General features: G+C 67.8%; 10 protein-coding genes and 2 pseudogenes. 5 read left to right on the plus strand and 7 right to left on the minus strand.

What is annotated here, in order from left to right:
- Positions 1-202: 202 nt before the first annotated feature.
- Complete coding sequence (locus QR77_RS42070; protein ID WP_052488539.1) at positions 203-727, minus strand: hypothetical protein; 525 nt, start codon at positions 725-727, stop codon at positions 203-205.
- Positions 728-1,167: 440 nt separating this feature from the next.
- Entirely contained in the window at positions 1,168-1,461 is a 294-nt protein-coding gene (locus tag QR77_RS04440; protein WP_236710538.1) for a hypothetical protein, read from the minus strand.
- A gap of 9 nt (positions 1,462-1,470) precedes the next feature.
- Here QR77_RS04440 and QR77_RS04445 point away from each other — a divergent pair, with 9 nt between their 5' ends.
- Positions 1,471-1,941, plus strand: a complete 471-nt coding sequence (locus tag QR77_RS04445) for a nuclear transport factor 2 family protein (protein ID WP_236710539.1) — start codon at positions 1,471-1,473, stop codon at positions 1,939-1,941.
- 72 nt (positions 1,942-2,013) lie between these two features.
- On the opposite strand, the pseudogene QR77_RS04450 reads toward QR77_RS04445, so the two are convergent.
- Positions 2,014-2,247: pseudogene (locus QR77_RS04450) on the minus strand (Scr1 family TA system antitoxin-like transcriptional regulator); the annotation flags it as partial.
- Positions 2,248-2,566: 319 nt separating this feature from the next.
- Here QR77_RS04450 and QR77_RS04455 point away from each other — a divergent pair.
- Both QR77_RS04455 and QR77_RS04460 read left to right on the plus strand, forming a co-directional pair.
- Positions 2,567-2,806 carry a hypothetical protein gene (locus tag QR77_RS04455; RefSeq protein WP_040019761.1) on the plus strand — a complete coding sequence of 80 codons (240 nt, stop codon included), beginning with the start codon at positions 2,567-2,569 and terminating at the stop codon, positions 2,804-2,806.
- Between the two features lie 13 nt (positions 2,807-2,819).
- Entirely contained in the window at positions 2,820-5,042 is a 2,223-nt protein-coding gene (locus QR77_RS04460) for a hypothetical protein (protein ID WP_040019762.1), read from the plus strand.
- Between the two features lie 477 nt (positions 5,043-5,519).
- On the opposite strand, the gene QR77_RS04465 is transcribed toward QR77_RS04460, so the two are convergent.
- Complete coding sequence (locus QR77_RS04465) at positions 5,520-6,479, minus strand: NADP-dependent oxidoreductase (RefSeq protein WP_052488540.1); 960 nt, start codon at positions 6,477-6,479, stop codon at positions 5,520-5,522.
- Between the two features lie 76 nt (positions 6,480-6,555).
- On the opposite strand from QR77_RS04465, the gene QR77_RS04470 reads away from it, so the two are divergent.
- A complete protein-coding gene (locus QR77_RS04470) occupies positions 6,556-6,936 on the plus strand; it encodes a helix-turn-helix domain-containing protein (RefSeq protein WP_040019763.1) in 381 nt (126 codons plus the stop codon).
- Positions 6,937-6,972: 36 nt separating this feature from the next.
- Here the strand turns inward: QR77_RS04470 and QR77_RS04475 are convergent, their stop codons facing one another.
- Together QR77_RS04475 and QR77_RS04480 are read right to left on the minus strand one after the other, a co-directional pair.
- On the minus strand, positions 6,973-8,376 hold the full coding sequence (locus QR77_RS04475; RefSeq protein WP_107068893.1) for an FAD-binding oxidoreductase: 1,404 nt from the start codon (positions 8,374-8,376) through the stop codon (positions 6,973-6,975).
- Positions 8,377-8,487: 111 nt separating this feature from the next.
- Positions 8,488-9,099 carry a cyanamide hydratase gene (locus QR77_RS04480; RefSeq protein ID WP_236710540.1) on the minus strand — a complete coding sequence of 204 codons (612 nt, stop codon included), beginning with the start codon at positions 9,097-9,099 and terminating at the stop codon, positions 8,488-8,490.
- A gap of 289 nt (positions 9,100-9,388) precedes the next feature.
- Between QR77_RS04480 and QR77_RS04485 the strand changes: the two genes are divergently transcribed.
- Positions 9,389-10,579: a tetratricopeptide repeat protein gene (locus QR77_RS04485; protein ID WP_150130355.1), complete on the plus strand. Its 1,191-nt coding sequence runs from the start codon at positions 9,389-9,391 to the stop codon at positions 10,577-10,579.
- A gap of 201 nt (positions 10,580-10,780) precedes the next feature.
- Here QR77_RS04485 and QR77_RS48270 read toward each other — a convergent pair.
- A pseudogene (locus tag QR77_RS48270) lies at positions 10,781-10,978 on the minus strand (M56 family peptidase); the annotation flags it as partial.

The following is a 10,978-nucleotide window of genomic DNA, read 5'->3' on the forward strand; positions in this document are numbered from 1 at the left end:
CGTGGCCTTGTGGTACGGGTCCCGGGCGAGGACCTTCAGGCCCCGCTCGAGGAGCGAGCGCCGGCCGAGGGACAGTTTCTCGAGCGCCCGCGCCAACCTCGAACGTGTCACCGCAGACGGGCCCGCTGCGAGGACCGCATCCGAAACACCCGGAACACCGGCCTGTGCTGGACAGAGCGGCAGACGGCCGTTCCGGGGCTCCCTATGATGTCCGCGCGCCGCCCGCGATCGCCAGCCGGACGATCGTGACCGTATCGAAGGCCTGGCCCATGGAGCACAGCACATCGCCGCCGACTTCGAACAACTGGAGTCGATAGAAGTTCTGGGACGATCCGCCCTGCCCGATGGCGACAGAGTCGACGCGCTCGACGACGCGGATCTGCGGCCAGGCGTAGGCGGTGATCCGGGTGGGGTGGGTGATGATCATGCCGCCGTCGAGGACATGCAGCCGCGGAATGCGGTTGTCGCGGTGTGCCTCGTAGCGGAACGCGATGAAAGGCAGCGCGACGGCGACGGCCAGCAGGGCGATGGCGACCGTGGTGGCCACCGTGCCGTAAGGGCCGATGAGGATGCCGACCCCCGGGATCAGCAGGAGGAGCGCCAGGCCGACACTCACGCAGCCGACATCTCCGCCGCCCAGTACGTGGACGCCGCGGGCTTCGCCGAAGCCGCGCTCCTCCGCGATTCGGGCCACTTCGCGCAGTGCGGCCGGGCTGTTGGTGCCCACCCGGGCCGAACCGGCCCCTCCCGTACCCGAATCCGACCCCGACCGCGACCCCGCGCCCCTACCCATGTCCGCGCCCGACGCCCCCGCGTCCGTGTCCGCCATCGATCCCACCGCCTCTCCCGATGCCCATGTACCCACTCATACCCGCGAACAGGGCGACCGCCCTCTCGACGGTCGCCCCCGCATAGTTCAGGAGAATGCCGCGCGAGCAAGCCCCACGTCCACCGATCGCGGTCACTCCACCGAAACCCGCCCCGAGGTGGCAGACGTAGGGCTCAGGCGGGACGCTTCCCCTCATCGTCGAAGAGATGGGGAAGGGGGAGCGTTCGCGCATTCGCGACGCCCATCACCGGGTGTGTCCAGTTAACGGCCCTGTCTCACATCCGGTGGTGACGGAGAGTCGGGCTTCCCCGGTCCCGGCCGGCTGGCCGGAGTCGCGGTCAGCGAGCCCGGTAGCGGGAGGCGAGTTCGGGGCTCTGTCCGCCGAAGGCGGCGAGGTCGGCCTTGAAGACCGCGTCGAGGAGCCCTGCGTCCTCGACGCCGGGGGCGCAGACGACCTCGCCGAGTTCGAGGCCGCGCAGCCCAGCGGTGAGGACGTCCTCGGCGCTCATGCGCGGCACGGCACCCAGGTCGAGGCCCTGACGCGTGTGGAACTCGGTGGCGACGACACCGGGGCACAGCACCTGGACCTGGACGCCGGTGCCCTCCAGTTCGGCGCTGAGGGTCTGCGACATGGCCACGAGGTGGGCCAGCGAGCCTGCGAACGTCTGATCGTCGACTTCGTCCGCCGCCTCGATCTTGGAGATCCTGGTTCGGTAGCCGATCTGTTCACTGCCGACGGGGTCTGGGAGTGGTCCCAGGGGGGCCGCCGCGTCGAGGGCCGGGAAACGTTGCGTGCGTACTTCGGTTCTCGGCCGGCGGACCGGTTGTCGCGTCGCATGATGACGAACATCCTGGCCACGGTGGATTCCGCGACGACAGTGAGCGCGACCTCGTATCTGGCGACTTACCGTGTCGATGGTTACATCGACGGGATGCTCCCGCCGCGGCTCCCCGCCAACGTCGGCCACTACGAGGACACCTTTCAGAAGGTCGACGGCGACTGGCTCCTCGCCACCCGAGCCGTGTTTCTGCCTTTTGGTGGCGATACGGAGCGTCTGTCCACCCCGCCTCGACGACGGGGGCGGACAGTTCGAGGAGTTGCTGTCGAATAGCGGCGCCGAGGGCGGCGGCCCCCTGCCCGACCCGTTGAGGGTCGAGCAGGGGGCGCTTTCGGGCATCCGGGGTCAGGTCAGGGCGCCGATGGCCCTGACGATCAGGGCGCGCGCCTCGGCCCCGTACACGGCCATGCTCCGCAGCTCCTCGAACGCCTTCAGGTACAACGCGATCTCCGACGGCTGGGTGATGTTCACCTGCGCCGAGAGCAACTCCACCGAGACGAGAGTGTCGTCGTACACGTGGAAGGTCTCCTGCGGCCACATGCTCCGCCGGCGGGTTGCCATCGGAATGACGCCGAGGGAGTCGGCTAGGCGCTTAGCGCTTGACTGCCAATTTGTCAATCCCCCGACTGCTCGAATCCCCCGCATGAAAGTACGGCAACCATGTGCGACATGGGGCTGATTGGCTTGCTTTTACTAACCGCGCCAATCGGGCGCGCGTTCACCTCCGCCCGATAGGAACAGGTGTTCACATCATCACTCGAAGTGGCACACCTAGCCGATAATCGTAGCGCTCTCCCGACTCCCGGCGCCAACATACTTCGTGTTCCTAACGCGCCGTTGGGGACCGGTGTTGGCCAATTGGTCGACGTACGGCCGCGCCTCCCGAAGGGCCTCAGCCATGCTCCCATCCCCCGAACGCGACCACTCTTCCGAAGAATCCGCCGAGGAGAAGCGGCAAAAGGATCGGGAACTGGCCGAGGCCGAGATCAAGTTGGCACGCCTCAAGCGGATGAAGGATCGCCTGCGGTTCCTCCAGATGGCGTTCACGCTGATCGCAGCCGTGACGGGCAACCCGGTCTACCGATGGGCAGCCAGAGGAATCCAGTGGGTCATGGAACTCATCCGGGACTCCAAGTGATGTGAGGTAGGACATGAGCCAGAGCAACTTCAACGGTCCGTTCCCGGTTCCGGTTTCTCGGGAGAAGCAAGAGGCATGGATCAAGGCCGTACTGGCGACCGAGGGCGCAAATCTTCCCCGTGGCGCACTGGAGAACATTGCCCCCTTCATCGTCGATCCCGATGACACCTTGAGCGAGCCCAACGCCCACGGCGTACGCACGCTCAAGGCAAGCACGGTCCGACACATCCATACAGACGCCGGTGACATGGTCGTCGCCGTCGTACGGATGCACGGCGTCGGCGGGGTGCAATGGAGCCACAACGAGCGGATCAGCTCCATCTGGCGCTCCGTCGCCGATCCGACCGTCGGCCGGGAGACAGAGAAAACATTGACTTCAGTCCGACCATGGGTGGGAGTCGACGATGCTGGACACGAGACATGTCTCTCCGCACTGGAAAGCGTCGTGGCCAACCGGCGAACGTTGATCATGAACGCCGAGGACGCGGCGGACGAGCTGAAGAGACGGGACCGCGTCCGCCCATACGACCTTGAGGAAGACCTCGTCCTCAACGGACAACAAGACCCAGGAATGTACGTCCCTCAGCAAGTGAGGATCGAGGAGAACCCGGAGAGGGACTCTGACGGCAACCCTATTTACCCGGATGCTTATTGGGGGTGGATGGCAGTTCGAGGGAACAATCGAACACAGAAACGCCAATCGATTTTCCGTTTGACATCAAGTGAAGTGCTGGCGGGTGTACCGGCGGAGAAGCTCGAACGGGAGGGGGAACAGATCGTCTGCGACCCCCGTGACTGGCTCCCGGCATTCTCCGCCATACTCAACAGAGAGTTCGCGGAGACGGGCGACGGCGAACTCGATCCGACGAGCAGCTCACGGGCACGACGCGCTGCCGCCATCGCCGTAGTGGACGCACATCTGGTGATCGGCACACCCACTCCGCAGCGGCTCTACCGCATCGTCCAGATGAACAACCGGCGAGATCACGTCCACCCGCCGCTGGAGTTCGACGCCCTCGACCGCTCTCGCGCGCTGGGGCGGAGCGTTCTTGGGATGTACGTGGAGCAACAGGTCATGGACGAGAAGACGGCGGAGGTCCTTTCTGGGCTCACGCCGATCCGTGAACTCCCGGATTCTTCAGTGGACATGACAGTCTCGGAGCTGCGAGATCTGCGCTCCATGCGGTTGTTGCAGGAACTGTTTCCAGTGGATCCGCGCAAACGTCATTTGCTGCGGCGCGCGCTCAGCGAGAACCCGCCGTCCCAGCTCAAGTCGGGAGAGATCAACCAGCGGGCCCGCACATGGTCCGCGCTGACCTCCGAGAGCTATCCAGCACCGTGGAACCCGCGCGTGGGTCAGGTTTTCTCCACCAGGTCCAGGGAAGGAATCATCCTCTCCGGGCGCAGGCTGCCTGAACTACTCTCCGCCGCGGACACCGATGACGACGCCTTCGACGAACTCGTGTCCTATAGGGCGGCGCACTGGCTGGCCTCCTTCGGCATCATCGAGGCCGACCGGGGCTCGCTCGACGGTCAGGAAGCGATCGGTGACGGCGGGGAGCGGATTCGCCGATCCCGCAGGACCGTCACCAACTGCCTGCAGGCCCTTCGGTACGAGAAGAGCCGGCTGATGGCAGTCGGCGTACTCAAGTCGCTGGCCTCGGCCATGGACGACGGGGACCGGCAGCCCTGGCGCGTCAGCGGCTCCGGCAAAGAAATGACGGGGAGGAAGATGACACCGCTCTGGTTCGATAGCGAGTTCCCAAAGGACACCGGTACGCGGCCCCGCAAGGCCGAAGGGGCTGCACCGCCACCACTCACCGCGCTGACGGCGTCCGCGCCCCTCCCGTCACCGATACTGCCCGCGCTCGCACCCGTGGCGTCAGCGCCCACGCAACCCCTCGCGCCACCGCCCGCCCCTGCGATCCCGGCCCAATCCGAAGCACCCGACGCCGATGCGCCGGACACCGCCGACACGTCCACCGCCTCTCCGGATGAACCCTTCACCGTCGAGGCCCTGGTGACCCGGATCGAGGAACGGGTCCGTGGCCTGCACACGGCCTCCTCCGAAATCGGCGAACTTCTCGGCCACCTCGCGGAACAGGGTCGCGCGGAGTCCGTCACCCACCCCATCAGCCGGCAGCGGGCCGACACGAATGTGCGCCTCCTCAACCAAACGCTATCCAAGCTACGCAAGCTGCCTGAGCTCATGGAGGAGATGACGGAACCCATCTGACACGGTGGTGGCGGGCCGACCCTGCGGAGCCAAGCATCAGTCGATCCAGCCACATCCGCACAACGAAGCCCCGCTGGGATGACCACTGGAATCCGCCGACCATCGGGGCCCCGCACCGCCTGTTCTGTCACTCGCCCGTCACGAACACCATCGAGGCACCAGGGCCGCTGCGCCCTCACCTGCATAAACAGCACCATTTTGGATCGCATGGACCCCAGAAGACGGTTCCGCCTACCTGTGCCATGTGGGGCCGGTGCCCGCCAGCGCCGAAGCTCAAGATCCGGACCAGGGGCGGACCAGCACGAGTACCTGCCTGCCGTTTCCAGCCGTTACGCAGCTCAGAAGCAATGGGCACCGTGCACCACCAGTAGACGAAGAACCTGCTGGCGGCTGGATTGGCATGGCACTTAAACCTGTGCGAGTACAGGATCTACTCCCCTGCGATCCATGCTGGACACGCCATCAACTGGCACGATCTCATGCACGAAGGGGAGCCAAATCAGCCTCCCCAGCGGTGAGGACGAGCTTGCCCTGGAGGTGACCGCCGTCGAGCAGCCGGTGCGCGTCGGCGACGCGCTCGAACGGGAACGTCTCCTGCACGTGGACCCGGAGCCTGCCCTGTTCGACGAGTTCGACGAGACCTCGCAGGGCGACCGGATCGGGGTCGACCGCGATGCCGCTGAAGCGCATGCCGGCCGCCTCGTACGTGGCGGCGAGCTCCGAATCATCTTCGGCGACCGCCGTCACCAGGTGACCGCCGGGGCGGAGCACCGCGAGCGACCGCTCGACGGTGTCGCCGCCGATCGTGTCGAGCACGACATCGATGTCGCGAACCGCCTCGGTGAAGTCGACCGCCGTGTAGTCGATCACCTCGTCGGCGCCGAATCCCTCGACGAACTTCCGCTTGCTCCCGGAGGCGGTCGCGATCACGTACGCGCCGAGCGCTTTCGCGATCTGGATCGCGACGTGGCCGACCCCGCCACCGCCGCCGTGGACCAGGACGCGGTCGCCCTCGGTCACACCGCCGAGGTCGACGAGGCCCTGCCACGCCGTCAGCCCGACGACCGGCAGCGCCGACGCCTCGACGTGGGACAGCGACGCCGGCTTGCGTACCAGGTGCAACGCCGGCGCCGACACGACCTCGGCGTACGCGCTCGCCGCCCGCGGGAACAGCGGCATCCCGAACACCTCGTCGCCGGGCCTGAACCGCCACGTCTGCGGCGCCTCCTCGACCACGCCGCTGATGTCCCAGCCGAGGATGAACGGGGGCCGGCCGAGCAGCGGCAACTCGCCGGCGCGCAGGCGCGCCTCCAGCGGGTTCAGCCCGATCGCCTTGACGCGTACGAGAACCTCGGTCGGGAGGGGCCGGGGCTCGGGCGCGTCCACGATGGTGAGCGCCTCGGGACCGCCGAGCGTCTGCTGGGTGATGACTCGCATGACTCTCCTGGCTTTGAAAGGGGGGAGAGAACCCAGGCTAGGTTTCCGACAGGAACCAGCAGGTACCTTTGGCGCCATGAGCGGTTTCGGTCCCTGTGATTCCTTTCTCGCCGACTGTCCGGCGCGTATGGCGGTCGAACTCATCGCCGACAAGTGGACGGTGGTCGTGCTCTACGGCCTCAGCAAGGGCCCGGTGCGCCATGGCGAGTTGATCGAGCTGATCGGCGGCATCTCCCGCAAGATGCTCACCCAGACGCTCCGACGGCTCGAGGCGCACGGACTCGTCCGCCGCCACGCGTACGCCGAGGTGCCGCCCCGTGTCGAGTACGAACTCACCCCGCTCGGGGCGACGCTGATCGATCCGATCCACATGCTGACCGAGTGGGCGAGGGCGAACGGCGACGCGGTGCTCGACGCGCTCGACGCCGATCCCGCGCCGGCCGTCCGTAGCGGCTGAGGCCCCCGCGTATCCGGAGTCGGGGCCGGTGTCGGATCAGGCGGCCGGCAGCACGTTGTGGTTGAGCCGGAACATGTTGGTCGGGTCGTACGTCTTCTTGACGGCGGCCAGGCGCTCGTAGCGCTCGGGGCCGTAGATCGCGGCGGCGTCGGCCGCCTCGTCCGGCGCGAGGTTGTTCACCAACCGCCGGTCGCCACGCCAGGGCTCCATGCCGTCGAGCAGGTCCGCGACCGATTTCTTGAGCTGCTGCTCCTCCGACACCGGCCCGCCCGCGACACCCAGCAGGACGTAGGGCAGGCCCCTGGTCGCGACGGCGTTGGGCACCGCCGGCTCGCGGTCCCACGCACCGCCCAGCGCCCGGAGTTCGACGACCGTCAGGGTGCTCGCGGAGTCCGGGCCGGCGAGTTCGACGAGCCTGTCCCGCGCCTCGGTGGGGAACTCCCGCAGCATGATGCTCCGCTCGTAGTAGGGCACCGGCGCGCTCGGCTCGTTGTGGATCGTCGCGACCTTCGCGTACGGCATGTCCGCCACGGTGTCCAGGACAGCCGGGGCCGCCGCCCGCAGCGGTGCTACCATCCGCTCGCCGTCCGCGGCCTCGCCGTTGTAGGCGATCCGCACAGCCACCAGGAACTCCCAGTCCAGGGGCACGGGCAGGCTGGGTTGGTCCGCCAGCCGCACTACGGCGATCGACGAGACCATGGTCTCAGGGGTGCCCGGGTGCCAGGCCGTCCAGGCGCGCAGCACGTCGGCCATCCGCTCGCCGTGGAAGTAGATGGCGCCGCCGTAGAGGCGGGGCACCGGGAACAGGTCGAATTCCAGGGCGGTAACGGCGCCGAAGTTGCCCTTGCCGCCGCGCAGCGCCCAGAACAGTTCGGGTTCGGACCGCGCGTCGACGTGCCGCAGTTCGCCGTCGGCGGTCACCACGTCGAGTGAGCGGACATGGTCGGCGGCGTAGCCGTGGGAGCGGCCGAGGGTCGGGCTGAGTCCGCCGCCCAGGGTGTAACCGGCGACTCCCACAGTGGGGTTGGACCCGTTCAGCGGAGCCAGCCCGGCCGCGGCGGTCTTCTTGACGACCTGGGACCACACTGCTCCGGCGCCGACCCGGGCGGTGCGGCCGGGAGCGTCGACGGCCACGCTGTCCATGCGGTGGGTCGCGATCACAACGGCGCCGTGCGCCGGGCCGACCAACTGATGGCCGGTCGTCATGACCAGGACCGGCCGGTGCTGCCCGGCCGCGAAGGCGACGGCTGCCTGCACGTCGGCCGCGCTCTCCGCCACCACGATCAGGGCGGGCTCCAGGTCGTGGTTCAGGTTGAAGACAGCACGTTCGTCGTCGTATCCCTCATCGCCCGGCAGCAGGACCGAACCCGCGACCTTGGTCCCGAGGGCCGCGGCCTCCTCCGGCAGGACCGACAGCAAGGTCAAATCGTCGGAAGTCATGACATCAACGGTAATACGAAGCCACCACGAGTGTACGCATATCGAATATATGTTCCCTTTTGGTTCGCAGAGACTCGTCTCGGCGCTGCGGCGTCGACAATGCCGGGACGCTTAGCTGACGGCGTCCAAGGGGTTGTCCGCCATCAGGTTCTCCAGGCCGACGCGCACCATGCCGGCCGCGGAGCTGTCGGGTTTGCGTGCGGCCTGTGCCTGGAAGCAGGCAAGGAAGTCCGCGGAGAAGTCGAGGCGTGGGTGGCGTGCGAGCACCTCGCGTCGGAAATCGGCGTCAAAGTCGTCCAGGTTCGCTCCGACGACGTCGGTGGCGGTGGAGTTGGCCAGCAGGTGGCCCTCAGGGTCGGTGGACGCGTCGACCTCGAGCCACATGTGGCGGATGATCACCTCCGAAAGCCGCTCACGGCGTCGCGCCGTCCACCCGGCGCCCGCCGCGAACACACTCGCCACATGGCCGCCTGCTTCCTCGAACGCGACCGTGTGACTGTCGAAGGCCGCCGTGAGGCCGAGGTCGTGAAGCATCGACGCCACATACAGCAGTTCCGGGTCGAAGGGGATACCGCGAACGGTGCCCCGGGCGGCTGCCCATACGTAGGCGCGCACGGAATGGTTGAACAGTCCGGGCGACAGGTACGTCGATGCCACCTCCCGCGCGGCAGCCGACACCTCGGTGTCGGGGACCACGAGGTCATCGAGGGTCATGCGGGTCATGAGTGCCTTCCTTCGGCCGGGTCATGGGTGACGTGACAGTGAATGTCACGGAGAATTCATGCCCTCACCCGACACGAGGGCGGGGTTGTCTCCGCTGAATTCATTCCGACGGCGCGTCAGGCGTCCGTCAGGCGTCTTCGTGGAGACCCACCGGACCATGTGGCGATACGGGCAAGGACGGAAACGAGTTCCAGCGTTCGAGACCCGCCCGACCCCGGCGAACAGCGACGAACTGTTCTGAATCTCGCGCGGTCTGGTGGAAAGCGACCGGCGGGCGGAAACTTCGTGGATGAGCGAATTACAGGTGGGCGAGGGGGGCGGGCCGGATCGCCGGGCCGCCACGGGGCCGGCCGGGCGGAAGCGCGGCGGGCAGGCCAGTATCGACTGGGGCCGCTGGTTCCCCGAGCGGCCGGGCTATGCCGAGTACGCCCGCCGGTACGTCCAGGAACTGCTTGACGAGGGCCGGATCGAGGAGCTGCGCTCGGCGGCCCTCACCGGTACGGCGCTGGCCCGCGCACGGCTGGCGGAGATCTACGCCGCGCAGGGCCGGATCGAGGAGTTGCGGTCACTCGTCCACACCGAGGACGCGCCCCTGGCACTCCTGCTGACCGGCACGCTGGCCGACACGACGGCCGGGCAGGACGGCCTCGAAGCGGCGGTCGCCGTGACGCAGGTGCGCCTGGAGACAGGTGAGAAGGACGCCCTCGACCAGTTGATCAAGCTGCTTCGCGCGCAGGACCGGGTCGAGGAGGCCATCACCTTCCTCCAGGCGCACCCGGAGGAGAATGACTACGCCGGATGGCACCTGCTGGTCCATCTGCTTCTCGTCCAGGGCCGTATCGAGGACGTACGGACGATGGCCGGCGACAGCAGGCGTCCCTACGCCCGCGCCCTGGTGACAGGCGTCTTCGCCGAGCAGGGCCGGATCGAGGAGTTGCGGGCACTCTCCGCTCATGGCTACGTGCTGTCCCACGCGCTGGTCGGGCAGGGCCGCGTCGACGAGGCAATCGCCGTGATGCAGGAGTGCGTCGACGCCAACGAGAAGCACGCCCACGACTTCCTGATCAAACTGCTGGTCGGGCAGGGACGTGCCGATCAGGCACTGACCGCCCTGGAGTCCAGGCCGCACAACCCGTATGAATCGACCTCCACGGCCTCTCTCGAAGTGGCCCGCCTCCTGGACGAACAGGGCCGCGCCGAGGACGCGATCAGAATCCTGCGAACCCGCGGGCCCGCGCCTGAGCAACTCGCCGCACTGCTGGCCGGGCAGGGCCGCACCGACGAGGCCATCAAGGTCCTCGACCGCGCCATGGCCGACGCCAAGCACTCATCCGTCATTCAGAAGTTGGCCGAGGCCCAGGCCGACCTGCTCATCGAGCACGGCAGGACCGACGAGCTGCGCACCCGCGCCGAAACGGGCCACCGGGCGTACGGCGTACGGCTGGCGGCGTATCTGGCGGAACCCGGCCGGACCGCTTGACCGCGTGGCCGGCGCCAAGGCACGCAACGGGGAACCCGTCGCCGACGTCGCCGCCGTGGTCCTCTGGAGTGCCGCTCCCGGTCGCCCGAACAGGGCTGCGATCTTGACCTGCGAGCCCGATGGAACGGGACGCGAGGTGAACTGAGAACGGCGTGGCCGAATCGTCAATGCCGAACTGCCCGATGGTAGAGGGGTGTCGGTTCAGGGTTGGTGGACGGACGCCACGAAGTGGCTGTACGAAGCGGCATCGAAGAGCTCGTCCATGTCCTGGGCCGACAGGAGCACGCTCACACAGCACACAGCCATCAGGGCGACGTGGGCCACCACCCAGCGCCGCCGGAAGGGTTGCGGCGGAGTGAGCAGCGCCTGGACCCGGCGCGGTACGGGGCCGCCGGTCGC

This window comes from Streptomyces sp. 150FB (assembly GCF_000818195.1).
Taxonomy (GTDB): Bacteria; Actinomycetota; Actinomycetes; order Streptomycetales; family Streptomycetaceae; genus Streptomyces.

Excerpts from the sequence above, each read along its gene's own strand:
- QR77_RS04440 (WP_236710538.1), bottom strand. The coding sequence starts at position 1,461 with ATGTCGCAGACCCTCAGCGCCGAACTGGAGGGCACCGGCGTCCAGGTC.
- QR77_RS04455 (WP_040019761.1), top strand. The coding sequence starts at position 2,567 with ATGCTCCCATCCCCCGAACGCGACCACTCTTCCGAAGAATCCGCCGAG.
- QR77_RS04460 (WP_040019762.1), top strand. The coding sequence starts at position 2,820 with ATGAGCCAGAGCAACTTCAACGGTCCGTTCCCGGTTCCGGTTTCTCGG.
- QR77_RS04465 (WP_052488540.1), bottom strand. The coding sequence starts at position 6,479 with ATGCGAGTCATCACCCAGCAGACGCTCGGCGGTCCCGAGGCGCTCACC.
- QR77_RS04470 (WP_040019763.1), top strand. The coding sequence starts at position 6,556 with ATGAGCGGTTTCGGTCCCTGTGATTCCTTTCTCGCCGACTGTCCGGCG.
- QR77_RS04475 (WP_107068893.1), bottom strand. The coding sequence starts at position 8,376 with ATGACTTCCGACGATTTGACCTTGCTGTCGGTCCTGCCGGAGGAGGCC.
- QR77_RS04480 (WP_236710540.1), bottom strand. The coding sequence starts at position 9,099 with ATGACCCGCATGACCCTCGATGACCTCGTGGTCCCCGACACCGAGGTG.
- QR77_RS04485 (WP_150130355.1), top strand. The coding sequence starts at position 9,389 with ATGAGCGAATTACAGGTGGGCGAGGGGGGCGGGCCGGATCGCCGGGCC.